This is a genomic window from Proteiniborus sp. DW1 (genome assembly GCF_900095305.1).
In the GTDB taxonomy this organism is placed as follows: Bacteria; Bacillota; Clostridia; order Tissierellales; family Proteiniboraceae; genus Proteiniborus.
The window spans coordinates 1-25,327 of record NZ_FMDO01000052.1; the positions used below are offsets into that span (position 1 = coordinate 1).

At 34.0% G+C, this 25,327-nt stretch carries 25 protein-coding genes, 1 tRNA gene and 2 other annotated features; of the genes, 1 reads left to right on the top strand and 25 read right to left on the bottom strand.

Annotated features, from left to right (window positions below):
• From DW1_RS12690 to DW1_RS12780, 19 genes are all read right to left on the bottom strand, one after another.
• The coding region (locus DW1_RS12690) for a GTP-binding protein (protein ID WP_242942501.1) at positions 1–204 on the bottom strand (204 nt) is incomplete at its 3' end.
• A 146-nt stretch (positions 205–350) separates the two neighbouring features.
• A tRNA-Thr gene (locus tag DW1_RS12695) sits at positions 351–426 on the bottom strand.
• Between the two features lie 72 nt (positions 427–498).
• Complete coding sequence (gene sigH / locus DW1_RS12700) at positions 499–1,143, bottom strand: RNA polymerase sporulation sigma factor SigH (RefSeq protein ID WP_074351025.1); 645 nt, start codon at positions 1,141–1,143, stop codon at positions 499–501.
• Positions 1,144–1,217: 74 nt separating this feature from the next.
• On the bottom strand, positions 1,218–1,739 hold the full coding sequence (locus DW1_RS12705) for an NYN domain-containing protein (protein ID WP_074351026.1): 522 nt from the start codon (positions 1,737–1,739) through the stop codon (positions 1,218–1,220).
• 1 nt (position 1,740) lies between these two features.
• On the bottom strand, positions 1,741–2,496 hold the full coding sequence (gene rlmB / locus DW1_RS12710) for a 23S rRNA (guanosine(2251)-2'-O)-methyltransferase RlmB (RefSeq protein WP_347499786.1): 756 nt from the start codon (positions 2,494–2,496) through the stop codon (positions 1,741–1,743).
• A gap of 326 nt (positions 2,497–2,822) precedes the next feature.
• Entirely contained in the window at positions 2,823–3,587 is a 765-nt protein-coding gene (thyX, locus tag DW1_RS12715; RefSeq protein WP_074351030.1) for an FAD-dependent thymidylate synthase, read from the bottom strand.
• Positions 3,588–3,602: 15 nt separating this feature from the next.
• Positions 3,603–4,034: a Mini-ribonuclease 3 gene (locus DW1_RS12720; RefSeq protein ID WP_074351032.1), complete on the bottom strand. Its 432-nt coding sequence runs from the start codon at positions 4,032–4,034 to the stop codon at positions 3,603–3,605.
• A 4-nt stretch (positions 4,035–4,038) separates the two neighbouring features.
• Positions 4,039–5,439 (bottom strand): cysteine--tRNA ligase, encoded by a 1,401-nt coding sequence (gene cysS, locus DW1_RS12725; protein WP_074351034.1) that lies wholly within the window; start codon positions 5,437–5,439, stop codon positions 4,039–4,041.
• A complete protein-coding gene (gene cysE / locus DW1_RS12730; protein WP_074351036.1) occupies positions 5,426–6,097 on the bottom strand; it encodes a serine O-acetyltransferase in 672 nt (223 codons plus the stop codon). Before cysE ends, cysS begins: the two co-directional genes overlap by 14 nt.
• A 195-nt stretch (positions 6,098–6,292) precedes the next feature.
• Positions 6,293–6,510: a binding site (T-box leader), on the bottom strand.
• Between the two features lie 99 nt (positions 6,511–6,609).
• Positions 6,610–8,091, bottom strand: a complete 1,482-nt coding sequence (gene gltX / locus DW1_RS12735; protein ID WP_074351038.1) for a glutamate--tRNA ligase — start codon at positions 8,089–8,091, stop codon at positions 6,610–6,612.
• 500 nt (positions 8,092–8,591) lie between these two features.
• Positions 8,592–9,539, bottom strand: coding sequence for an ROK family protein (locus tag DW1_RS12740; RefSeq protein WP_074351040.1), 948 nt, complete (start codon positions 9,537–9,539; stop codon positions 8,592–8,594).
• Positions 9,540–9,710: 171 nt separating this feature from the next.
• Complete coding sequence (locus tag DW1_RS12745; RefSeq protein ID WP_074351042.1) at positions 9,711–11,435, bottom strand: proline--tRNA ligase; 1,725 nt, start codon at positions 11,433–11,435, stop codon at positions 9,711–9,713.
• A 325-nt stretch (positions 11,436–11,760) separates the two neighbouring features.
• Positions 11,761–11,976: a binding site (T-box leader), on the bottom strand.
• Positions 11,977–12,039: 63 nt separating this feature from the next.
• Positions 12,040–13,215: an ABC transporter permease gene (locus DW1_RS12750; protein WP_083605676.1), complete on the bottom strand. Its 1,176-nt coding sequence runs from the start codon at positions 13,213–13,215 to the stop codon at positions 12,040–12,042.
• Entirely contained in the window at positions 13,205–13,936 is a 732-nt protein-coding gene (locus DW1_RS12755) for an ABC transporter ATP-binding protein (protein ID WP_074351114.1), read from the bottom strand. The genes DW1_RS12750 and DW1_RS12755 overlap by 11 nt, the downstream gene beginning before the upstream one ends.
• A 47-nt stretch (positions 13,937–13,983) precedes the next feature.
• The gene (gene ispF, locus DW1_RS12760; RefSeq protein ID WP_074351044.1) at positions 13,984–14,460 is read right to left on the bottom strand and encodes a 2-C-methyl-D-erythritol 2,4-cyclodiphosphate synthase; all 477 of its coding nucleotides are present in this window, start codon (positions 14,458–14,460) and stop codon (positions 13,984–13,986) included.
• A 17-nt stretch (positions 14,461–14,477) separates the two neighbouring features.
• Positions 14,478–14,873, bottom strand: a complete 396-nt coding sequence (ndk, locus tag DW1_RS12765; RefSeq protein ID WP_074351115.1) for a nucleoside-diphosphate kinase — start codon at positions 14,871–14,873, stop codon at positions 14,478–14,480.
• A gap of 66 nt (positions 14,874–14,939) precedes the next feature.
• A complete protein-coding gene (gene ispD, locus DW1_RS12770) occupies positions 14,940–15,635 on the bottom strand; it encodes a 2-C-methyl-D-erythritol 4-phosphate cytidylyltransferase (protein WP_074351046.1) in 696 nt (231 codons plus the stop codon).
• Positions 15,636–15,735: 100 nt separating this feature from the next.
• A complete protein-coding gene (locus tag DW1_RS12775; RefSeq protein ID WP_074351116.1) occupies positions 15,736–16,830 on the bottom strand; it encodes a PIN/TRAM domain-containing protein in 1,095 nt (364 codons plus the stop codon).
• Between the two features lie 192 nt (positions 16,831–17,022).
• A complete protein-coding gene (locus tag DW1_RS12780) occupies positions 17,023–17,499 on the bottom strand; it encodes a CarD family transcriptional regulator (RefSeq protein WP_074351048.1) in 477 nt (158 codons plus the stop codon).
• A gap of 260 nt (positions 17,500–17,759) precedes the next feature.
• Here DW1_RS12780 and DW1_RS12785 point away from each other — a divergent pair, with 260 nt between their 5' ends.
• Positions 17,760–18,155 carry a nucleoside triphosphate pyrophosphohydrolase family protein gene (locus DW1_RS12785; protein ID WP_074351050.1) on the top strand — a complete coding sequence of 132 codons (396 nt, stop codon included), beginning with the start codon at positions 17,760–17,762 and terminating at the stop codon, positions 18,153–18,155.
• Between the two features lie 62 nt (positions 18,156–18,217).
• Here DW1_RS12785 and disA read toward each other — a convergent pair whose 3' ends face one another.
• From disA to DW1_RS12815, 6 genes are all read right to left on the bottom strand, one after another.
• A complete protein-coding gene (gene disA / locus DW1_RS12790) occupies positions 18,218–19,297 on the bottom strand; it encodes a DNA integrity scanning diadenylate cyclase DisA (protein ID WP_074351052.1) in 1,080 nt (359 codons plus the stop codon).
• Between the two features lie 8 nt (positions 19,298–19,305).
• Complete coding sequence (gene radA / locus DW1_RS12795; protein WP_074351054.1) at positions 19,306–20,664, bottom strand: DNA repair protein RadA; 1,359 nt, start codon at positions 20,662–20,664, stop codon at positions 19,306–19,308.
• A gap of 109 nt (positions 20,665–20,773) precedes the next feature.
• Positions 20,774–21,232 (bottom strand): hypothetical protein, encoded by a 459-nt coding sequence (locus tag DW1_RS12800; RefSeq protein WP_074351056.1) that lies wholly within the window; start codon positions 21,230–21,232, stop codon positions 20,774–20,776.
• A 102-nt stretch (positions 21,233–21,334) separates the two neighbouring features.
• Positions 21,335–23,761: an ATP-dependent Clp protease ATP-binding subunit gene (locus tag DW1_RS12805; RefSeq protein WP_200800529.1), complete on the bottom strand. Its 2,427-nt coding sequence runs from the start codon at positions 23,759–23,761 to the stop codon at positions 21,335–21,337.
• A gap of 17 nt (positions 23,762–23,778) precedes the next feature.
• A complete protein-coding gene (locus DW1_RS12810; RefSeq protein WP_074351060.1) occupies positions 23,779–24,801 on the bottom strand; it encodes a protein arginine kinase in 1,023 nt (340 codons plus the stop codon).
• A 1-nt stretch (position 24,802) separates the two neighbouring features.
• The gene (locus tag DW1_RS12815) at positions 24,803–25,318 is read right to left on the bottom strand and encodes a UvrB/UvrC motif-containing protein (RefSeq protein WP_074351062.1); all 516 of its coding nucleotides are present in this window, start codon (positions 25,316–25,318) and stop codon (positions 24,803–24,805) included.
• Positions 25,319–25,327 lie beyond the last annotated feature (9 nt).

Sequence of the window (25,327 nt, forward strand, 5' to 3'; positions counted from 1 at the left end):
GTGTGATGTTGATATTGTAATTCCTCTTTCTCTTTCTTCTGGTGCTTTGTCTATATTTGCATAGTCAATGAATTCACCTGTGCCGTATCTTTTGCTTAGTACTGCTGTTATTGCAGCTGTTAATGTTGTTTTACCGTGGTCAACGTGTCCTATTGTTCCAATATTTACGTGTGGCTTATTTCTTTCAAATTTTGCTTTTGCCATTTTCTTTTCCTCCTTAAATAAAGATTTAAAATACAGCTAATATGTATTAGCATTGATAAATAAATATACCCAAGATATCTATTATGTTAAAAATGTTTTTTAGCCTTAGTAAACTCATCCGGGTGTTTCGTGATGACATTTCTAATTGGAGCCCACGACCGGACTCGAACCGGTGACCTCTTGCTTACCATGCAAGTGCTCTACCTCCTGAGCTACATGGGCATTTATAGCCATCACTTAGATAATTTTACTATCAGCTTGATTTTATGTCAATAGGGAAAATATTGAATATGTTTATACATCTTTTACTTCTAAGTATCTCTCTAGCTTCCTCTTCACTCTTTGAAGAGCATTATCAATAGATTTTACATGTCTGTTTAAATCTACTGCTATCTCCTGATAAGATTTGCCTTGAAGATACGACATCAACACTTCCCATTCTAAATCACTTAGTATCTCACCTATTTTGCTTTCAATGCTTTCCAGCTCTTCTCTGCTTATGATCAGTTCTTCCGGATCAGTTATCTTAGCCCCTGTAATTACATCTAAGAGCGTTCTATCTGATTCCTCATCATAAATAGGCTTATTTAACGATACATAAGAGTTTAACGGTATATGTTTTTGCCTAGTTGCAGTTTTTATTGCAGTAATTATTTGCCTAGTTATGCATAACTCAGCAAAAGCCCTAAAGGAGGTGAGCTTGTCCTGATTATAGTCACGTATAGCCTTATATAGACCTATCATTCCTTCTTGAATGATATCCTCCTTATCTGCTCCAATTAAAAAGTATGATCTTGCCTTAGCTCGTACAAAGTTTTTATACTTTTTTATAAGATATTCTAGTGCCTCAGGGTCACCATCTCTAGCATCTTCAATTATTTTTTCATCATCCAAAGCTTCATCTGATAAGTCTTTATACATACTTAGTCCCACTAGCATCCCCTCCAGCAATTTGATAAAACCCTCTACGCATACAATCATTATATATTTATTTAGTATTGGAGTCAAGCTATTTACTTATTCTTTCTGAGTTTTTCAAGTTTTTCTAAAGTCTCTTTATCTAATCTTCCAATTAAAAGATCATTTGTCTCATTAGTTACTTTATTCTTTTTTCTAATCATCTCTTTGTAATGTTCCACTTCAAGCTTCAGTTCTCTAGCTGAAATTCGAGTTCCTCCTCTACCTATTACCACTTGTTGTTCGATCCAGTCAGATGTAGCCACTCGTACTTTTTTTGCCCTTCCAATTGCATCTAAAGTTCTTTCTATGTAGTGGTCTGCACTTTCCTTTTCCTTTGTATATACTATCTCAATACCTTTAAGAGTTTCTTTCTTTTCCATGCTTCCTTTTACAAGATGTGCATCAAAAACTATTATTACCTTTATACCTGTATATGACTGATACTCCGCCAGTATATCAATCAATTCATTTCTTGAAATCTCTAAGCTCTGCTTTGACAACTCTCTTAGATTGCTCCAGTTGTTTATGATATTATACCCGTCAACAAACAAATATTCCTTTGCGCTACCTCTCATGTCATTCTTTTAAGCCCCTTTGTCTCAGCACTTCATACATCATAACTGAAGCTGCAACTGAAGCATTTAAGGATGATATTTTTCCGTTCATCGGTATCTTAACTAAAAAGTCGCATTTTTCTCTTATCAATCTACCTATTCCCTTTCCTTCACTACCTATTACTATCGCTATAGGACCTGATAAGTCTCTATTAAAATAATCCTGCTCCCCATCCATATCGGCTCCGTATATCCATACTCCTCTCTCTTTAAGCTCTTCAATTGTAGAGGCAATATTAGAAACCTTTGCAATATTCATGTATTCTACTGCTCCTGCTGAAGCTTTTATAACTACTGGTGTTAGACCTACGGCTCTTCTCTTAGGTATTATAACACCATGAGCTCCTGCACATTCTGCTGTACGGATAATGGCACCCAAATTATGAGGGTCCTCTATTTCATCTAGTATTATTATAAAAGGGTCTTCGTTTTTGTCTTCTGCAGCTTTCATTATATCATCTACTGTTTTATATGAATATGGAGTTACTAGTGCTATAACTCCTTGATGGGCTTTGGTTTCTGACATTGCATCTAGTTTTGCTTTTTCTACATATTGTATCACTATTCTTTTTTCTTTTGCCATACCGATTATTTTTTGTATGGAGCCCTGTTCTGAGCCTTTAGCAATTAGTATTTTATCTATTTCTCTTCCGCTTTTTATGGCTTCTATTACTGGATTACGACCTTCTACATAGCCTTCTTCTCTCAATTTCTTCACCTCTTACCTTTATCCTTGAATTTTCACTAAAATACTAAAATATTGTAAATTAGAATCCGTATGTTGAAAAATTAGATAAAATACTAAGCGAACATTTGCAGGGCACGACTATAATTCTTAGCGAATAGAGGTGAAAAATCCGTTAAACAAACAAACTAAGGTAAGGTCAGCATACGCTGACATAAGGAGTTACGACGAAATCAAAGATTTCTGTAACTCCATTAACCGAAGCAAGTTTGCAAGTTGTAGGATTTTTTACCGGAATGAGCTATAGAATTATTCGTGACCGAAACCGTGAGCGTGTATTTTGTCTAATTTTTCCTAGCCTACAGATATTTAAATTTCTCCCTTACTTCTTTTATCTTCCCACAAGTCATTTTTCCCTCTGGGCATGGACCATTAACACAACCTGGACCTGAGTATTTAAATAATGATGGGGCAACTGCTTTTACTTGTCTTAGCATTTCTATAGCTAGCTGTCTTATTTCCCATTGTGCTCTATTGCAGCATCTTTTATTAAAAAAGTTAAATAATGCTCTTGCATTCATTGTAAATACAATCTTGGTTTCACAGGCATTAGGAAATACATACCTAGCATCTTCGATGGCCATTTTCTCTGCATCCTTTCTAGCCTTTACTTCACTATAACCTTCTTGAATCAGCTTTTCATAATGCTTAGTAAATAATAAGTCTGTCAACTCATTATAATATTTTTGGTCTTGCTCCATAGCTTCTATGAATTTTGCTTTTGCTTCGGGTATGGCTTCTATTGATGGTGGAATTATATACTCAAATTGCTGCAGTTTTACATATCTCTGAGATTGTTGAGAATACGATGCTCCAATTCTATGTCTCACTAATTGATGAGTCAAAACCCTACTTATGCCCTCAACTCCAAAAGTAAAAGAAACATGTTCAATTGGTGATTCATGACCTAACTCCATAAGCATTTCGATAAAATCCTGTGTTTTTCTATCATCTAGTTTTTCTTCAATATCTTCTACTCCTACTGCTGAATAACATAGCTTTGCAGCAGCAGCTATTAGTTTTTCTGCATCCTGTGTATATCTTAGCAGACTTACCCTAAGCATTTTCACTCCCCCTTATTATTTACATTCATTCTCGTTTATTATCATACTAAAAATCTCCAAAATTCTCTCGTTTCTTCCATTAAGATACAAAAAGCCTATAAGAGTTTCAAAGCCAGTTGCATATCTATAGTCTAGCAAGTTAGCATTCTTAGGTGCAGAACCTGATTTTGCATTTCTACCTCTTTTAACCATTTGCCATTCTTCTTCTGTAAGCTTATCCTCTAGAAAATGAGTTACATCTGCCTGTGCTTTAGCTTTTACATATTCAATAGCTTCTTTATGAAGCTCATTGACAGACATATTCTTAGTTCCTATTAAGAATGTTCTTATAAAAAGCTCATATACTGCGTCTCCTATGTAAGCAAGCTGTAAGGGAGATAGCATTTTAATGTCTACTCCCCAGCCTTTACATATATCTTTAAGTCCATTAAATAAATCTTTGCCCATTCTATTATCTAACCCTCTTCCACTTTACTCCATCTTTTGTGTCCTCTAGGATTATACCTTTTTCTTTTAAGTCATCTCTTATTTGATCGGCTAATTTAAAGTCCTTGTTTTTTCTAGCTTCTATCCTTTTCTCTATTAGCTCAGCAATTTCCTCATCCAATAGCTCTTCTTCTTTATTTAGTATATTTAATATCCCACTGAGCTCCATCAATACATTATGAGTATATACTACTAACTCTTTAGGTGAATCATGATTTAATTTAGTATTACCTACTTTTATTATCTCAAATAGTGATGATATGGCATCAGCTGTATTTATATCGTCCTCCATACTGTCAATAAACTTTTTCTTTAGCTCAATTATTTCTTCTTTGATTATATTATCTTCATTTGTTAATACTTTTTCTTCAGTATTGTTAATTAAATATTCTAGGTTTTTCTTTCCATTGTATAACCTATCTAGACCATTTTTAGCCTGCTCCACAAATTCTCTGCTAAAGTTTACAGGCTTTCTGTAATGAGCTGAAAGTATGAAAAATCTCAATACTTCTAAATCAAATTCCTTGCTAATTTCTCTTACTGTAAAGAAGTTCATTGAGGATTTTGACATCTTTTGATTTTCCACATTTATCATTGCATTGTGAAGCCAATAGTTAGCAAATGGTTTCCCTGTAAGGCTTTCGCTTTGAGCTATTTCATTTTCGTGGTGTGGAAATTGCAGGTCCTCTCCGCCTGCATGTATGTCTATAGTATCTCCTAAATACCTTCTTGCCATTACAGAACACTCTATATGCCAGCCTGGTCTACCTTTTCCCCAAGGACTATCCCATGCAGGCTCTCCAGGCTTAGCTCCCTTCCATAAAGTGAAGTCCATAGGATTTCTTTTGATTTCATTAACTTCTACTCTAGCTCCTGATACTAAGTCTTCAATGTTTTTCTTGGAAAGTTTACCATAGTCATCTAGCTTAGTTATATCAAAGTATACGTCTCCATTAGCACTATAGGCAAAATCTTTTTCTACAAGCTCTGTAATAAAGTCTATTATGTCTTTAATATGCTCAGTGGCCTTTGGATGATTTGTAGACTCTTCCTTTAATAATAATCCCTTTGCATCCTTTAAATATTCATCTATAAATTTTTCTGCAATTTCTTTTACAGTAGTTCCTTCTTCATTAGCCTTATTTATAAGTTTATCATCTATGTCGGTAAAATTCACTAAATAATCTACTGTATAGTTCTTATATTCTAAATATCTTCTTAATACGTCAAATACTACTAGTGGCCGCGCATTTCCTACATGAATATAATTATACACAGTTGGCCCACATACATAAATAGTAACTTTGTCTTGTTTGATTGGCTTGAATTCTTCTTTTTTTCTTGTCAGCGTATTATAAAGTTTCATTATTTTCCCTCCCTGTTAATTTGAATACCTGCTCTTCTAATTTATTTATTCTTTCCCTCAAACTTTCTAACTCCTGTGCCACTGGGTCAGGAAGTCTTATTTGATCAAGATCTATGCAGTTTTCTGCTAATGGGATCCTCTTGTTTTCCTTTACTACCACTCTACCTGGAACTCCAACTACTGTACAATTTGGCGGTACTTCTTTTAGAACTACAGAGCCAGCTCCGATTTTAGAATTATCACCTACTCTAAATGGTCCCAGCACTTTAGCTCCACTACTTACAACTACATTGTTTCCTATGGTAGGATGTCTTTTCCCTACATCTTTCCCTGTTCCTCCAAGAGTTACTCCTTGATATATTGTTACGTTATTCCCTATTTCAGCAGTTTCACCTATGACTACACCTATTCCATGGTCTATGAAAACACCTTCTCCTATTTTAGCTCCAGGATGTATATCTATTGCGGTTAGAAATCTAGCTATTGTTGATATAAATCTGGCAATAAAGTAGAGCTTTCTTTTATAGAACCAATGGGAAACTCTGTGAAACATTATAGCATGAAGTCCTGGATAACAAAGTAGTACCTCTAATAAACTTTTCGCTGCTGGGTCTCTTTCCATTACGGCTTTAACATCTGCTTTCAAATGTTTGAACATAGATTCTCCCTTTCCTTTCTAATACTTAATCTTAGTTGGACTAGGTCCTTTCACAGTCTTGAAACTCAAATCTGTTCTCTCCCATTCAGTCACATAAATTTGATGCTCGCCCAGTTTGACCTACCAGCGATTTTCCGAAAAAAGCGTTCGGAAAATCGGGTTAGGTCATAAAAATAACCGCCTCAATACTATTTGTAAAGAGACGGTATAATCCCGCGGTTCCACTCTAATTGAGCATATATGCCCCACCTTGTAAAAGCAATAACGGCGCTTCCCCGGCTAACCCTACTAATATTTCAGGCAACAGTTCAAAGGTGCACTTCAATCTAAAATTGACATAAGGCTTCTCTCAGCTTATAAAAGCCCCTCTCTGTATGTGTATTAGATTTACTTTACCTTATCATAACCTTTATCTCTAATTCAATGTTATGATGTTATTATAATAGTTTACTAAATGTAAGTAAATTTATCAATACTTAATCAATAATCTTAAACATAAAATTATTCAAGCATTATTTAATGTGGTTTTTTACATATTCTATGCGGCTAAGTATATTTTGTTTCCCTAAAATTAGAATAATCTTATCTAAGTCTGGTCCATGAAGCTGGCCTGTTAAAGCGGACCTTATTGGCATAAATAGATTTTTGCCCTTCACTCCAGTGCTTTTCTGTATTTTTTTCATTATTGTAGTAGAAAATTCTTCATCTATTTCGTCTATTTGCGATAGTTCTTCTTTAAATGCTTGTAGCAAAGAAGGAACTTGTTCTCCTTTAAGCATTTCAATAACTTCTTCATTTTCTGGTTTTATTTCATTGTCAAAATAGAACTGAGCTTTTTCTACTATCTCTCCCACATAAGATATTCTTTCTTGAAGTGTTGATACTATAAGCTTTATCCAATCATATCTGCTATCCACATCCTCTTCACTAATATAGCCTGCATTTAAAAGATGTGGTATAGCTAGTTTTGTGATTTCATCTATATCTGCATTTCTTATATAATGTCCATTTACCCAATCTAGCTTATCTTTATCAAAAATTCCACCTGTATTTGAAACTCTCTCAAATGAAAATTGTTCAATTAACTCATCCATTGTAAAGAACTCTTGATTACTCTCTGGACTCCATCCTACTAATGCTAGATAGTTTATAATCCCTTCTGGCAAATATCCTTTAGCTCTAAAGTCTTCTACTGAAACATCTCCGTGTCTTTTGCTAAGTTTTTTCTTTTCTTTATTCAATACTGTTGGTAAGTGTACAAATTCTGGTGTTTCCCATCCAAAGGCTTCAAATAAATATGCTTGCTTTGGCGCTGATGGAAGCCATTCTTCTCCCCTCACTATATGAGTTATTTTCATTAGATGGTCATCTACTACTACTGCAAAGTGATAAGTAGGAAATCCATCAGATTTAATAAGGACTTGATCATCTAAATCCTTGGTGTTTATTGTTATCTTTCCTCTTATTAGGTCATTAAATACTATATCTCTGTTCTTTGGAAACTTAAGCCTAATTACGTATTCTTCTCCTGCTTCTATTCTTTTCTTTGCTTCTTTGATGCTTATATCTCTACAATGTCCATCATATCCTAGCATTAGCCCCTTTTCCTTCTGTTCTTCTCTAATCCTTTCAAGTCTTTCCTTGTCGCAGAAGCAATAGTAAGCATGTCCTTTTTCTAATAACTCATTTATGTATTTCTTGTATATGTCAAGTCTTTCTGATTGAATATATGGCCCATATTCACCTTTTTGAACTATTTTACCGTCTTCTATAAAGACTCCCTCATCATGTACTACGCCAGCCCATAAAAGTGAATTTATTAAATTCTCAATGGCATCGTCTACATATCTTGATTGGTCTGTGTCTTCTATTCTAAGTATATATTTTCCACCCTTATTCTTTGCAAACAAATAATCATATAGTGCCGTTCTTAATCCTCCTATATGTAAATACCCTGTAGGACTAGGTGCATACCTAACTCTCACTTGAGACATACTAAAACCTCCTATATATTTTTCCTGTTCATATTTGTATATTATATAATACTAGCTTTTTAGTATCAAGAAATATTGTTTTCTTTGTATCTAATATATTAAAACCTCCTAATAAGGTAGAACACAAGTAATAATATAATAATATGTACCAACCACCATCCTACTGATAAAAACGAAAACCTGCTTCTATAATGTAACCTTCTCCTATTTCTCTCCATTTTTCTCCTCCTAATAACCTAATAGATAGTATTAGGATTTACAAAACAGATAATCTATATTCTCAGGTATACCAAAACAGTTGAAAAGTTAAGTAAAATACTAAGTAAACATTTGCAGGACATAACTATAATTCTTAGCGAATACAGATAGTCAATCCATTAAGCAATCAAATTAAGGTAAGGTCAGCATAGGCTAACATAAGGAATTACGACGAAACCAGAGATTTCTGTAGCTCCATTAATCAAACTAGTTTGCAAGTTATAGGATTTTTTACAAAAGCTTTAACTATATTTACATAACATTGCCGCCCCTATTATGCCTGCATCATTGCCATGTTTAGCTATGACAACTTTACTATGTGGCATGTCTTTAAATAAAATCTTATCATGGATTTTATTATTTATAAGCTCTAATAAATAGTCACCAGCCTTAGATACTCCACCACCTAGAGCTATTACTTCTGGATCTAGAAGATTTATTAAATTTGTAATGCCTATTATTAAATAATCCACTAATCTATTAACAGAGTCTAATGCTAGTTTATCTCCAGATTTAGCACAATCAAATATTAACTTGGCATTAAGTTTATCTAGGTCATCTCCAATATAATTTCTTATATTAGTATTCTCCTTTGTTTCCTCCATTAATTTTCTAGTATATTTTATCAATGCAGTTGCTGAGGTAAAGGTTTCAAAACAGCCATTCTTCCCACAATTACAATTATAAAAGTTCTCACCTATTACCATATGACCTATTTCTGAACTAAGATTATTGGTTCCACTATAAAGCTTTCCGTTAATAATAAATCCTCCACCTACTCCTGTACCAAGGGTTATTAAAATAGAGTTTTGAGTATCCTTTAGAGCTCCGTTTTCAAGCTCTGCTAAAGCAGCTACTGAAGCATCGTTATCTATATAAACTGGTTTATTGAGTTCCTTCTCTAGAGTCTTGCCCAATGGTACATCCTGCCACCCTAAATTTACGCAATTCATAACATTTCCTGTTTTGTTATCAGCTAAGCCAGGTACTCCTACACCTATTCCCATAACTTTTTCACAGTCTGGAGCTTGGTTAGAAACATCCTTAATCAACTCAATTATATCTTGTATCACAGTATTCCATCCTCTAAAAGGTAAAGTTTGACAGCTTTTCTGGAATAAAATATTCCCATCATTAGAGACTACTCCAGCAGTAACATTTGTTCCCCCTATATCTACCCCAATATACATAACCACATCCCCCTTATATAATTTTATTTAAGAATTATTTTATCATAAGAATATGTTGATTAATAGATATCTATAACATGAGTCTTCTCAACCTCGCAGCTTAATTTTTTTATTCTCTAACTCTTATAAATTTAATCATAAAAGCTACCGCCTAATACGGTAGCTTTTATTCTATAATTCTAGTCCTTGTTGTTTAAATTCTGCTCTTACCCTGTCCATTATCTCACTTGTGTTTACTTCAACTTTTTCTCCTTCTCTCCTTAATGAGAATTCTACTATTTCTTCGTTTGCTCTTTTACCAACTGTAATTCTAATAGGTATACCAATTAAATCTGCATCTTTAAACTTAACTCCTGCTCTTTCGTTTCTATCGTCAATTAATACTTCTAGTCCAGCCTTTGAAAGCTCATCATACAGTCTTTCACCTAGAACGACTTGCTCTTCACTCTTAACATTTACTACAGTAATTATTACATGATATGGGGCTACTGATAATGGCCATATGATTCCATTTTCATCATGACATTGTTCTATTACAGCAGCAGCTGTTCTGGTTACTCCTACTCCGTGTGAACCCATAAATATTTTTTGTTCTTTACCATTCTCATCTAAGAAGGTAGCATTTAGTGCGTTACTGTATTTTAGCCCTAGTTGGAATATGTTACCTACCTCTATTCCTCTATCCATCTTAAGTGGCTCTCCACACTTAGGACATTTATCTCCTTCTTGAACTAGCAGTATATCTTCTACTACCTCTCCTTCAAAATCTCTACCGTAGTTTATATTCTTAATATGATAATCTGTTTCATTAGCACCTACTATGAAATTGGTCATCTTTGTAACTCTTGAATCAACTATGATTTTAATGTCCTTTTTCAAATTCATAGGTCCAGCAAAACCTACCTCTGCTCCTGTAACTTCCTTTACTGTTTCTGCATCTGCCATCATTAGCTCGTGCTCTGGAATACCTAGTACTTTAACTAGTTTGATCTCATTAAGTTCTCTGTTCCCTGGGATAACTACTGCTACCACTTCGTCTTTTGCCTTGTATAATAATGTTTTTGCAAAGTTTTCATGAGATGTATTAAAGAACTTTGACACTTCTTCTATTGTTTTAGCATTTGGTGTATGAACCCTTTCCAATTGAAGCTTTTCTTCAGTAGTGGACTTAACTTCATATAGACAATTTGCTTTTTCATCTGTGGCAGCATAGTCACAACTATCACAATAAGCTATTGCACTTTCACCATACTCTGACATTGCCATAAACTCATGAGAGTCACTTCCTCCCATGGCACCAGAGTCACCTTCAACTACCTTGAATTTTAATCCACATCTTGTAAAGATTTTCTCATAAGCCTTCCACATATCATAGTAGGATTTTCTCATACCTTCTTCATCTATATCAAAAGTATATGCATCCTTCATTATGAATTCTCTTGCTCTCATAAGACCAAATCTTGGTCTTTTTTCATCTCTATATTTAGTCTGTATTTGATAAAGGCTAAGTGGTAGCTGCTTGTAAGACTTTATTTCATGTCTTATGAGATCTGTAAATATTTCTTCATGTGTAGGTCCTAGACAAAATTCTCTTTGATTTCTATCATATAATCTAAACATCTCAGGACCAAAATCGTCCCATCTACCAGACTCTTTCCATAGTTCTGCAGGTTGTATAGCAGACATTAAAACTTCTTGAGAATCTATGGCATCCATTTCTTCTCTTACAATTTGTTCAATCTTTTTTAATACTCTAATTCCAAGTGGTAAGTAAGAATATACTCCTGATACTAGCTTTCTAATCATTCCTGCTCTTAGTAAAAGCTGATGACTAGGAAGCTCTGCCTCTGAAGGAACTTCTCTTAATGTTGGCATATAAAGTTTTGACATTTTCATATATATCACTCTCCATTATTAAATTAAATTCAATGACTATTTGACGTACATAAACGGTCAGAAAATTTTTTGCAGTTACTTCTCACAAATTTATTTGTTCAACTGCCCTCCATAAATTTAGTGCTTGGTGCGTTTGACCTACCATCGATTTTCCGAAAAAAGCGTTCAGGAAATCGGGTTAGACATTTCGCAGTCAAGCTGCACAAATTTATTTGCTCGCTGTCGCTCACATAAATTTGGCGCTTGGTGCGTTTGACCTACCATCGATTTCCTGAGAAAAGCGTTCAGGAAATCGGGTTAGGTCATAAAAAAACCTTCATCCCAAAAAAGGGACGAAGGTTATATCCGCGGTACCACCCTAATAGATTATAAAATATATAATCCACTCGAAATAAATAACGGTAAAAAACCGTCTAGACTTTTATTTTCCCGTCTAGAAGCTCTGGGATGGGTTCAATATTCATTGGGTTAGAAATCTCTCAGCCTAGGACTTCCTCTCTGTATACCTTAAATATCTACTATTTCCCTTCAACGCTTTTAATATTTATTTATAAGATTAAAGCTAATATTACTAAAAAATATTTGCTTTGTCAATTATTTTTTATTATGCTCTAAATATTACAGACTCTTTCTTGAACATGTTTACTGTTAATAAAAGTGAAGCTATTATGTATACTAGTGTCCAACCTAATACTATTAGTATATGTACTGGATCGATTATCTGAACTAATGCTTCTTTAATGATGGCAATAGTATTTATTATAGGAATATGGAAATACACCTCGGGTATTGCTTTTCCATCTAAGTACATTGTCATATAAGCAGGTATTAGTAGTATTACCGATAATGGAGCCAAATATGTTTGAGCTTCTTTAAAGTTTCTTGCATAGAAACTTATAGTAAGTTCTAAACCACTAAATACTAAGTTTAATCCCGCACAAAATAGTCCTATGACTAATATATGACTTAACGGCAATACTACCCCTGTTCCTAAAAAACTAGGATTCATCTTAGACGCGATAAAAAAGCCTATTAATGATGCAGCAGTACCAATTACTCCTGATATAAATACTGCAATGAATTTTCCACCTAGTATAGATAATCTACTGGCTTGAGTAGTCAACAATGGTTCTAATGTTTGTCTTTCCTTTTCTCCTGCTCCTAAGTCTGTAGCAGCAGCTAATCCACCTATTGCAGAATATACAGTTATTAGCATAGGGAATATCATAGAAAAGATCATTACTCCCATTCCACCATCCTTAGAAACAGATGTATTCTTTATGGCTACTGCCTTTAATTCTTCAAGATCTATTCCTAAGGCATTAAGTCTTTCATTGGTAATAGATTGGGAATAGGCTTCTATAATACGGTTGAGTCTTGATGTAGCCATATCTGACTTTTGACTAGACTGGTCATAAATAACTTCTACATTTCCCATTGTTCCATTTTCAATTTTATTATCAAAACCTTCTTCAACTTTTACTATAGCTCTAACTGTTAACTCCTCTAAAGCTTTATCTGGGTCGTCAACATCAATTATGTTTATTTGACCTGTCTCTTTAAAGTACTCTTCTAGTTTCGTTTCACCATTGCTTATAATCGCAATATCTATAGGCTTCTGTTCATCATTTATCAGCTCACTAGTTCCAAATCCTAATGCAAATGCCATAATAGGAAATATCAATATAGGTATTATTATACTTGAAAATATAGTCTTTTTATCCCTAAAGGTATCTTTAAGCTCTTTTTTAAGCACAATCATAGCATATCTAATATTCACTTTTCTCACCTACCAACTCAACAAATATATCTTCTAGGTTATTACCTTTAAACTTATGTTTTAACTCATCTAGAGTGGAGACTTCAACTAGTTTCCCTTTATTTATTATTCCTACTATATCACACAATTTTTCAACTTCACTCATTGAGTGACTAGAGAAAAGAATAGTTTTCCCTTCCTTTTTCTGGTCTAATATAAATTCATGTACTATTCTTACAGATGTTACGTCTAATCCTGTTGTTGGCTCGTCAAGTAGCATTATTTGTGGATTATGAACTATACTCCTAGCTATAGATACCTTTTGCTTCATACCTTTTGAAAACTTTCCAACTCTTCTATCTATATACTCTTCCATTTCCAGCTTTTTAGATAACATATCTATTCTCTTAGATATATCCGATTTATTCATGCCATTAAGAAGTCCAAAATACTCAATATTCTCTCTAGCTGTTAATCTATCATAAAGCCCTGTATCTCCACCAAATAGTATTCCAATCTTCCCCCTTATATTATCTGGTTCCTTAATCAAGTCTTTTCCATCAATTAATGCTGTGCCTGATGTTGGCTTTATCATAGTAGCTATCATTCTTAGTGTAGTAGTTTTGCCTGCACCGTTTTCGCCAAGCAGACCAAATACAGTTCCTTGGTCTACTGTGAAAGAAATTCCTTTAACAGCCTCCACTTCTTTATATCTCTTGGTTAAGTTTTTAACCTGTATCAAGGTGATTCCTCCATTTCTAATAAATTTATATACTCTAAATGAAATCATTAGATTTTTACTAGAAGGCATACAGCTTGTGATGATATCCCCTCTTCTCGCCCCTCAAATCCTAGCTTCTCAGTTGTTGTAGCCTTTATATTTATATTATTTAATGAAGTATTAAGCACTGAAGCTATTTTCTCTCTCATATCATCTACATATGGTGCTAGCTTAGGTTTTTGGGCTGCAACTACACAATCAATATTCCCAACTGTATATCCAAACTCTAACATTAATTCATATGTCCTTTTAAGTAATTTCATACTATTTATATCTTTATAGGATTCATCTGTATCTGGAAAGTGCTTGCCTATATCCCCTAATGCCAATGCTCCTAAAATACTATCCATTATTGCATGTACTAATACATCTGCATCAGAATGTCCTAGTAATCCCTTTTCATGGGGTATATCTACCCCGCCAATTATTAACTTTCTTCCTTCAACTAATTTGTGCACATCATAACCTATACCTATTCTCACTATATTGCCCCCTTAAATGCTTAAAACCATATTGAAATTTCTCTCTCAGCAGATTCTGGTGAGTCTGATGCATGAACAATATTTTCAGTAATTGAATTTGCATAATCGCCTCTTATGGTTCCTGGCTCTGCTTCCATTGGATTTGTTTTCCCGTTTATATTTCTAACTAGTTTTATGGCATTATTTCCTTCCACTACCATTATTAAAATACTTCCCCTCATCATATAGGAAACTAATTCTTCATAAAACGGCTTTTCCCTATGCTCTATGTAATGTTTTTCAAGGGTGGCTCTATCTGCACGAAGCATCTTGCATTCTGTAATTCTTAAGCCTTTTCTTTCATATCTACTTATAACCTCTCCTATTAATCCTCTATCAACACCATCTGGCTTTACAATCACAAATGTTCTTTCCATAATTATAATCATCCTTTCTTCCTGTATATATATTTAATATCAGGACATTATACAGCCTTCTCTATATTATGATAATAACAACTGAGCTAATTTTAAATCCTCTGGTGTAGTGATTTTTATGTTAGAATAAGAACCTTCAATGATTTTTACTTTATACCCTAATTTTTCAACTAGCATACTGTCATCAGTGCCAATTATTTTACTTTTTATTGCATAATCATAGGCCTTTAGTATAATATCATAGGAAAATGATTGAGGAGTCTGGACTGCCCATAACGTACTTCGTTCAGGAGTATCTATGATATCTCCTTCCACATTGACTTTTTTTATTGTGTCTTTTACAGGAGTTCCTATGACACAAGCTTTGTGTTTAATTACTCCTTTAATACTATTTATTATATCTTCATCTCTTACAAATGGTCTTACTCCATCATGTATTAGAACAATATCACAGGACCCATTCACTGCTAAAAGTCCTTTATATACAGAATCCTGCCTTTCAGTCCCCCCTCCTACTATATTAGTTACCTTTCTAAATCCATATTTCTTTACTACTTCATTAAAACAATACTCTTTCTCTTCTTCTCTTGCTACAACAACTATTTCATCTATATATTCATTATTGTCAAATTTCTCTATAGTATAAGCTAAAATCGGTTTGTCTTTTAAGAGAATAAATTGTTTATTAATACTAGAATTCATTCTCTTGCCTATACCAGATGCTGGCAAAACCACCGATATATATTTCCCATTATAAGACAATCAAATCACCTCTATGACATTATAGCATAATATACAAAGATACAACAGGAAAACCCAGCACATGCCGGGTTTTAACTAGTACTTATCATAATATATTTTATTATACCGCTTTATCAGTCATTGACTTAGGCTTTGCGAATATCATTCTACCTGCTGAAGTTTGTAAAACACTAGTTACTAGTACTCCTATGGTATCACCAATATGTTTTTTACCTCCATCTACAACTATCATAGTACCATCATCTAGGTAAGCAACACCTTGACCCGATTCTTTTCCATCTTTTATGACTTGAACAATCATCTCTTCTCCTGGAAGAACAACTGGCTTAATAGCATTTGCTAACTCGTTTATATTTAATACCTCAACTCCATGAAATTCTGCTACTTTATTTAGATTATAATCATTAGTAACTACCTTCCCTTTAATGAACTGTGCCAGCTTCAACAGCTTAGTATCTACCTCTGCAATATCCTCAAAATCCTTTTCATGTATAACGACTTCTATGTCTAATTCCTTTTGTATTTTATTTAAGATATCGAGCCCCCGTCGTCCTCGATTTCTTTTAAGGGAATCAGAGGAATCAGCTATTCTTTGAAGTTCCTCCAATACAAATTCAGGTATTATAAGCGGTCCCTCTACAAAACCCGTTTTACATATATCTGCTATTCTACCATCTATTATAACGCTAGTATCTAGTATTTTAGGTAGTACAGGATTTACTCCCTTAGGAGCCTTTTCTTTAGCACCGCTTCTCTTTAATGAGTTTATAGCATTTGCAAAATCTTCTTTTTTCCTTGTTGGAACCATAACTCCAAAGTATGCCAAAACAATATAAAATAATATAGATAGTACAGGTCCTACATAAGGAATCATATGAAACAAAGGACTTACAAGATTAGCTATTAATAGTCCTGAAACAAGCCCTACTACCCCAAGGATTATATCTGATGCAGGAATCCTTTGTATTTCACCTTCCATAATAGATATAATTTTCCTACCTAGTTTCATCATCTTAGGAGAAGCAATAAAGAATATAATACCAAATATTAGTCCTAATCCCACGTAGCTATGAGGTTTTATCCCTAGCTTTTCTAGAAAGCCAAGTAATTTTAAAGATTCTAAAAGTGCCATTATTCCTACTCCAAGGGATATCCCAAGAACTGTTAAAATAGCTCTAATAATTCTACTTACTATTTTTGATTTATCTACCATTTATATTTCACCTCCTCCTTTAGTTATTACCACATTATTAGTTTACTATAACTAATTTACCACAAATTACAATAATAAATACATCTTTTCGTATTTTGTCATAAAAATTTAATAATATGAAGGCAACTTTTTCAAAGTAAAGAAAGAAAAAGCAAGCGTCTATGAATGAGACGCTTACTTTACAATGTTTTCAATCAAATCCTCAGCTTCCACTTGTTCTATATCTTTTGCCAACACAATTTCACTTACCAGCATTTGTTTTGCGTTATTAAGCATCTTTCTCTCTCCAGTAGACAATCCCTTCTCTCTATCTCTGATTATGAGGTTTCTCACAACACTGGCAATCTCATAGATGTCTCCGCTCTTAATCTTATCCATATTAGCTCTATATCGTCTATTCCAATTCTGAGGCATTTTAGTCTTATGGTCACCCAATACAGCAAGAACTTGCTCAATTTCCTGATCGTTAATCACTTCTCTTATCCCGATATCCTCAACACTATCTATGGGAACCATTACCTTCATGTCTCCCATTGGCATCTTCATTACATAATACTTTCTTTTCTTGCCTAATATCTCTTTTTCCTCTATTGCTACTATTATCCCTGCTCCATGCATTGGATAAACTATTTTATCACCTATATTGAACATAAAGCACACCTCCTAAAATGAAGTGATTATTAGCTAGGATGGGATTATATTTTATCCTGTAGCTAGTCAACTCTGAATCAAACCATAACGTCCTAATATACATTATACATTATTATCCATGGAATGTCAAATTAATTATTTTACCACATACTTAGAAAGCTTGTCAATACGATTTAGGTTATTCATGAGCGAATTGACAAAATCCTTATTATAAAAGTATAATAAGAATAATAGTATTTTCAAATAATTGAGGTGATTTAATGGAAAATGATAATGTATGCAATAATCTTCAAGAAGCAGTTTCTGATGTTCTAATAAGGCATAAGAGTATTTTAGATATAATAACTAAGCTTGAGGAATCAAACTCAAGAGTCAATAGGGCTGTTGTTAAATCGGCAACTTCCTGTGGATGCATATCCATAAATGCTACTAAGCAGGATTATAGTTTGGGATCACTTAAAGATGCTAAACTCACTATGAAAAGCCACATAGAAGGAGAACTGTGTGATAATTGCAAAGAAAAAATAGAAGAGGAAATTGGGAATCATATGTTTTACATAGCCTCATTGTGCAACACTTTTAATCTAGATTTAAGTAAAATTACTTTGTCCGAAATCAATAAGTTAAAAACTCTAGGTATTTATAGTTTATTATAAAAATCTATTATGAAAGTCAAAAACCACATTCATTACTATTGAATGTGGTTTGTTCGCTAAAACTATATATGCCTATCTACCATGGATTGCTCTTGCAATCTTCTAAGTCCTTCTTTAATAGAACGTGCTCTAACTTCTCCTATTCCATCAACTGCATCTAGTTGAGAAATAGAGGCTTTTAGTATCTCCTCTAGAGATCCAAACATCTGTATAGTGTTTTCCAGTACACCTCCAGGTATTCTAGGAATTTTACTAAGTATCCTATATCCCTTAGGAGATACTGTTAAATCTAATGTGTTTACTCCCTCATCATATCCTAAAAGCTTCGCTATTATAGCTAGGTCCAATAATTCTTCTGAATTTAATGCTTTTATTTGATTGATTATAGATTCTATACTATTATTATCCTTGCTAATATAATAATCTTTAATAATATTGATTCCATCTTCTTCTACCCCATTTGTCAGTTCCTCTAGCTGCATTTGGATAAGCCTACCTTCATTACCTAGCTCCAGAATATATCTTTCAATTTCTGCTGTAATTCTCATAACCATTTCTGTTCTCTGTAAAACCTTAGTAGCATCAAATACTGTAGCTAGATTTTCAAACTCTAAGGCACTTAAGTTAATCATAGCCTGTTTGAGCACTACCTTATACTTTTCAAGGGTTTGTATTGCCTGATTTGCTTTATTTAATATTTCGTTAACGTCTTTTAGAACATATTTATAATTGCCTTTATATAGCGAAATCACATTCCTTCTTTGCGAAATAGCTATAACCAATTCACCTGTTTGTTTTGCAACTCTTTCAGCAGTTCTATGTCTTGTCCCTGTCTCTCTAGATAAAATAGAAGAATCAGGTACAAGCTGAGCATTTGCTACAAGAATCTTTTTGATATCACTACTCAATACAATTGCTCCATCCATTTTTGCAAGCTCATATAGATTAGCAGGCGTTATATCGCTATTAATCTTAAATCCTCCGTCAACAATATTCATTACACCTTCTTTTTCACCAATAACAATTAATGCCCCTGTTTTTGCTCTTACAATATTTTCTAATCCATCTCTCAACGTAGTTCCAGGTGCAACAATTTTCAGTGATTCTGCCATAAAGTCCTTTTTTATAACTTCATCCCTCATATATAGCTTTATCCTCCTAATACATTATCTAAAGCATCTACAATGTTGGATACTCCTACTACCTCTATACTATTAATATTAACCAGTCCTTTAAGATTAGATTTAGGTATGATTGCTTTATTGAATCCAAGCTTACTAGCTTCTCTTAATCTGTTTTCTATAAAACTTACAGTTCTTAGCTCGCCTGTCAAACCTACTTCACCTATTGCTATAGTTTTAGAATCTATTTCTTTATCCTTGAAACTAGATGCCAATGCACATACTACTCCCAAATCTATGGCAGGCTCTCTTATCTGAATTCCTCCAACTATATTAATATATGCATCGTAGCTTTGCATTTCTAATCCTGCTTTTTTTTCTAATACTGCCATCATAAGAACTACTCTATTATAATCTATCCCTGTGGCTACTCTTCTAGGCATACCGAAGGCAGTGCGGCTTATTAGAGCTTGAACCTCTACCAGCATTGGTCTCGTTCCCTCCATACTAGGAACTACTATAGTACCAGCAGTATGTAGGGGCCTACCTGTTAATAGCATTTCTGAAGGATTTTTTACCTGAATAAGTCCTATATCCCTCATTTCAAATATACCTATTTCATTTGTAGACCCAAATCTATTCTTAACTCCTCTTAGGACCCTATAGGTATGATGTCTTTCTCCTTCAAAATATAAAACAGTATCTACCATATGCTCAAGAACCCTAGGTCCTGCTATGGAACCTTCCTTTGTTACATGTCCTACAATAAAGGTTGCCATGTCTCTAGTTTTAGCTAGTTTCATTAAGATAGCAGTAGTTTCTCTAACCTGACTTACGCTTCCAGGAGCTGATTCTAAGCTAGGATTATAAACTGTCTGTATGGAGTCAATTATTAACAAATCAGGGTTTAAGTTATCTATTGCACTTGTAACAATATCCATATTAGTCTCCGATAGTAAGTATAACTCCTTTGCCTGTACACTAAGCCTATCCGATCTTAATTTAATCTGCCTTGCTGATTCTTCCGCTGATACATATAAAACCTTTAAACCCATTCTAGAAATATTGTTTGCCACTTGTATAAGGAGAGTAGATTTGCCTATGCCAGGATCTCCTCCTACTAGTGTAAGAGAACCCTTGACTAGTCCCCCACCTAAAACTCTATCAAGTTCCTCAAGTCCTGTTGTAGTCCTTGACTCTTCATCAGTCTCTATATCTACTATTTTTTCAACCTTAGCTTCAATATTCATTTTAGGCGATTTAGTACTTCTATCTGAAACCTCTTCCAAAAAGGAATTCCATTCATTACAGGCTGGACATCTCCCGAGCCATTTATGAGCCTCATACCCACACTCTTGGCAAATGTATTTCACCTTAAGCTTCGCCATACCTCCCCCTACTTTCTTGTATATTTTATTATATTATGCCACTTTTTACATTTTATTATAGACAATGCAATTAAGGCAGTATACTTTTCAACTGTTCTATAAATAATTTCTAGTCTAAATTGTTTTTTAACATCTGATCTAAGTCAGCCTTTGAAATTATGCCTTTGCTAAGTAAGACTCTTTCTATAATTGAGAGTTTATTCTTTACCTGAGCCAATTCTGTTTCCAATGAAATCCCTTGACTGAGCTTAGTTTCCTTAATCTCTTCAAATTCTATTATTTCTAAAACATGAGTATAGTCTATAGTTTTGTCCTTAAAGGGATTTCCTTCTGTATAGCTATAGCTTATTTCTCCCCTTCTCGCAGTAAAGCTAAGCTTTTCATCTGGGATACTTAGTTCAAAGCTGTGATTTTCTAATAGCTTCTTAAGCTTATCATTCTCTTCGTCTTTTACGATTGTTTCACATTTTATTCTAATGAGATTTTTTCCTGATACTTCACTTTTTATATAATCCCTACTATATTTGTCAACTAAAAGCTCCATATTATCAATAAATATTTTTTTCATTTGCTTTCTCCTTCCTATACTGTGTTCTATGAAAATATTATCAGATTTCTGTATTTTTGGCTATCGGATTAGGTCATAAAAAATAGTAAGGGAAGGTCCTTACTATTTTTTATTGAATGTCAATTTTTCACCATTGAAATCAATTAATATAGTATCATCTCTGCTAATGTTGCCCTTTAGCATTTCCTCTGAGAGCTGATCTTCTACTAGCTTTCTAATGGCTCTTTCAAGAGGTCTAGCCCCAAAGGAAGGATCAAAGCCTTCTTTACCTATAAAGTTCTTTGCTTCTTCTGTTATATCAATGTGTAAATTAAGTCTCTCAAGTCTCTTCTCTAAATCTTTAACCATTACATCAACTATTTTATTAATGTGCTCTTCTCCAAGAGGATGGAACACAACAACTTCATCTATTCTGTTAAGGAATTCTGGTCTAAAAGTTCTCTTAAGCTCATCAGTGATATTATCCTTCATTTTCTCATATTCAGCCTTTTCTACATCTGTAGGTGCTGCAAAGCCAAGAGTTTTTTGTTTCTTTAATGTCGAAGCTCCTACATTAGATGTCATTATGACTACTGTATTCTTAAAGCTTACTACTCTTCCCTTAGAGTCAGTCAGTCTTCCATCATCTAGAAGTTGAAGTAGTACATTAAATACATCTGGGTGAGCTTTTTCTATTTCATCAAATAATAGCACTGAATAAGGTCTTCTTCTTACCTTTTCTGTAAGTTGTCCTCCCTCATCATATCCCACATAACCTGGAGGTGAGCCAATTAGTTTAGATACCGAATGTTTTTCCATATACTCTGACATATCAATTCTAATAACTGCATCTTCATCGCCAAATAAGGCTTCTGCCAAGGATTTTGCAAGATAAGTTTTTCCAACTCCTGTTGGCCCTACAAATATAAACGAACCTATAGGCTTCCCTGGGTCTTTAAGACCTACTCTAGCCCTTCTAACAGCACTAGATAGAGCCGAGACAGCCTGCTCCTGACCTATTACTCTTTTGTGTAGAATCTCTTCAAGGTTTAGAAGCTTTTCTGACTCTTCCACAGACATCTTTTTAACAGGAATTCCAGTCCATATGGATACTACATGTGCAATTTCTTCATAACCCACCTCACTGGAAGCAGATTGTTTTTGTTGCTTCCAACCATCCTGTTTTTGCTTTAGCTCCTCTCTTATTCTTTTTTCTTCATCTCTTATCTTAGCAGCCTTCTCATAATCCTGTGAACTTACTGCTGCCTCTTTTTCTTGAGATAACTCTTCTAGTTTTGCTTCTAATTGATTTAAATCTGGCGGAGCCGTTACTGTCTTTATTCTAACTCTGGATGCTGCTTCGTCAATAAGGTCTATTGCTTTATCTGGTAAGAATCTGTCAGTAATATACCTAGCTGAAAGCTCTGCAGCTGCTTTTATGGCCTCATCAGTGATTTTAACCATATGATGAGCCTCATATTTGTCTCTTAGCCCCTCTAATATTTTTATAGTATCTTCAACTGTAGGCTCTTCAACCATAATTGGCTGAAATCTTCTTTCAAGGGCAGTATCTTTTTCTATATGTTTTCTATATTCATCAATGGTTGTAGCACCTATGGTCTGTATTTCACCTCTTGCTAATGCAGGCTTTAATATATTTGAAGCATCAATAGCACCTTCTGCTGCACCAGCACCAATTATTGTATGCATCTCATCAATGAATAAGATTATGTTTTTAGCTTCTCTTATTTCTTCCATAACCTTCTTTAGTCTTTCTTCAAATTCACCTCTATATTTTGCTCCTGCAACCATAGAAGCTAAATCAAGAGTAACTACTCTCTTATCCTTTAGTAGTTCTGGAACCTCTCCACTATTGATAAGCTGAGCCAATCCTTCTGCAACGGCTGTCTTTCCTACACCTGGCTCTCCAATTAAGCATGGATTGTTCTTAGTTCTTCTACTTAAAACTTGTATTACTCTCTCTATTTCTTTATCTCTGCCTATTACTGGATCTAGCTTTTCCTCACCAGCTAAGGCAGTTAAGTCTCTACCAAATTTATTTAGGGTAGGAGTATTACTTGCTTTATGAGGACCGCTTCCTTGCCCCTGTCTACTATAATTTCCATTTAGCATGTTGATTACCTCTTCCCTTACTTTATCTAAGTCTATTCCCATTCCTTTAAGTATAACTGCAGCAACACCCTCTGTCTCTTTCATTAATCCTAGAAGAAGATGCTCTGTTCCTATATAGTTATGTCCCAAATCCCTTGCTTCTACAAAGCTTAGTTCAAATACTCTTTTTGTTCTAGGAGTATATCCTTGAACTTCTCCACCTTGATTACCATATCCAATTATATTTATAACGAAATTTCTAACAGTTTCTAAGTTAACTCCCATATTTGTAAGAACATTTGCAGCAATTCCATCCTTCTCTCTAATTAAGCCCAATAGTAAATGCTCTGTACCTACATAATTATGTGCCAACTGTCTAGCTTCTTCTTGTGCTAGGTAAATGGCTTTTTGTGCTCTTTCAGTAAATCTACCAAACATAGACATATGCATCCCTCCTACATCTTGATCTTTTCTCTGATTATCTCTGATCTTTTTATATCCCTTTCAGTAACAGTCAATTCATGTTCTGACTTGTTTTGTATGTTTGCAGGCTGAGTCTCTATCATGAGATTATTGATAGTGTTTAAGTCCACACCTTTTAAAATGCCCATATTAATTCCCAATCTGACATTAGATAATAACTCCATGCTCTCTTTAGAAGAAATTATCCTAGAATTTTGTAGTATACCAAGTGATCTAAACACCTTGTCTTCAATTTCAACTTTTCTATTATTTAAGAGGCTTAGCATGGCATATCTTTCTTTTGTAATTATTTGAAGGACAATACCTCTAAGCTTCCCCATTATGTCTTCTTCACTTTCTCCCAGTGTAGTTTGATTAGATATTTGGAATAGGTTGCCTAGAGCACTACTACCTTCACCATAGAGCCCTCTAACTGTTAGACCTATTTGACTAACCGCTTGAAGAACTTGATTTATATAACCTGTTAATACAAGGCCTGGTAAGTGCACCATTACTGATGCCCTGAGACCTGTTCCTAGATTAGTTGGGCAGCATGTCATATAGCCATATCTTTCATCAAAGCCATATCTAATACTAGATTCTAGTATATCGTCTATTTCATTACCTATCTTCCAACCTTCCTCAATATTAAGTCCAGGAAGTAGTACTTGGATTCTTATATGATCCTCTTCATTCATCATAATAGTGACTCTTTCATCTTTTCTCAGCAAAAATGCACTTAAGTTAGGTTTTTCTAATAAACTTGGACTTATTATATGTTTTTCCACATATATACTTCTTTGCAGTGGAGATAATTTCTCTATTTCATATAATTCAAAATCATTGTCTGTATTATCAGTAATTATTGCATCTTTGACACTTTCTATTACCTTTTTTGCTTCTGGTACAGTCATTAAATGTGGAAATCTAATATCTTCCATATTTCTAGCAAGTCTTACTCTACTACTTAGGACTACATCCTTTTCTTTTCCTTCTCCTTCTAACCAGCTAATCATATCAATCACTGCTCCTCTCAAGTTTCATTTGAATATCTTTTATTCTATCTCTCAACTGAGCAGCTTTTTCAAACTCTTCTTTATTTACAGCTAAATCTAATTCCATTTTTAGTTTATCAATCATTTTCTTTGCATTAATATTTTTACCAGCTTTTTTCGGAATCTTTCCAGCATGAGAATCATGACCATGAATATTTTTGATTAAAGGAACTAGTTTTTCTCTAAAGGTGGCATAACATTTACTACAGCCAAACTTACCTATTTGTCTAAACTTCCCATATGTTAATCCGCAGTTATCACAGGCTAATGACTTAATCTGTTCAATCTTTATAGGCCCGTCATATGAGCTATCAATAAGCCCAGCCAAAATATTTTGTATGGAAAATGATGTGTCAAAACTAAAACTATTGTTCTTTTTAGCACACTCTTCACACAAATGTGATTCGGTTACATTATTATTGACTATTTTTTTCATGTGAACAGTCGCATGATTTTTTCCACATTCTTCACAAAGCATTTTCTTCCC

Coding starts and splice junctions, on each gene's coding strand:
- DW1_RS12815 (WP_074351062.1), bottom strand. CDS start 25,318: ATGCTTTGTGAAGAATGTGGAAAAAATCATGCGACTGTTCACATGAAA.
- DW1_RS12740 (WP_074351040.1), bottom strand. CDS start 9,539: ATGTATATTGGGGTAGATATAGGGGGAACAAATGTTACTGCTGGAGTA.
- thyX (WP_074351030.1), bottom strand. CDS start 3,587: ATGCTTAGGGTAAGTCTGCTAAGATATACACAGGATGCAGAAAAACTA.
- DW1_RS12705 (WP_074351026.1), bottom strand. CDS start 1,739: ATGAGAGGTAGCGCAAAGGAATATTTGTTTGTTGACGGGTATAATATC.
- DW1_RS12810 (WP_074351060.1), bottom strand. CDS start 24,801: ATGATTAGCTGGTTAGAAGGAGAAGGAAAAGAAAAGGATGTAGTCCTA.
- DW1_RS12800 (WP_074351056.1), bottom strand. CDS start 21,232: ATGAAAAAAATATTTATTGATAATATGGAGCTTTTAGTTGACAAATAT.
- gltX (WP_074351038.1), bottom strand. CDS start 8,091: ATGTCTCAAGTGAGAGTTAGGTATGCACCTAGTCCTACAGGGTATTTA.
- disA (WP_074351052.1), bottom strand. CDS start 19,297: ATGAGGGATGAAGTTATAAAAAAGGACTTTATGGCAGAATCACTGAAA.
- DW1_RS12780 (WP_074351048.1), bottom strand. CDS start 17,499: ATGTTCAATATAGGTGATAAAATAGTTTATCCAATGCATGGAGCAGGG.
- DW1_RS12745 (WP_074351042.1), bottom strand. CDS start 11,435: ATGAAAATGTCAAAACTTTATATGCCAACATTAAGAGAAGTTCCTTCA.
- radA (WP_074351054.1), bottom strand. CDS start 20,664: ATGGCGAAGCTTAAGGTGAAATACATTTGCCAAGAGTGTGGGTATGAG.
- DW1_RS12785 (WP_074351050.1), top strand. CDS start 17,760: ATGGAAAATGATAATGTATGCAATAATCTTCAAGAAGCAGTTTCTGAT.
- cysS (WP_074351034.1), bottom strand. CDS start 5,439: ATGAAACTTTATAATACGCTGACAAGAAAAAAAGAAGAATTCAAGCCA.
- DW1_RS12720 (WP_074351032.1), bottom strand. CDS start 4,034: ATGGGCAAAGATTTATTTAATGGACTTAAAGATATATGTAAAGGCTGG.
- sigH (WP_074351025.1), bottom strand. CDS start 1,143: ATGCTAGTGGGACTAAGTATGTATAAAGACTTATCAGATGAAGCTTTG.
- DW1_RS12805 (WP_200800529.1), bottom strand. CDS start 23,761: ATGTTTGGTAGATTTACTGAAAGAGCACAAAAAGCCATTTACCTAGCA.
- cysE (WP_074351036.1), bottom strand. CDS start 6,097: ATGTTCAAACATTTGAAAGCAGATGTTAAAGCCGTAATGGAAAGAGAC.
- ndk (WP_074351115.1), bottom strand. CDS start 14,873: ATGGAAAGAACATTTGTGATTGTAAAGCCAGATGGTGTTGATAGAGGA.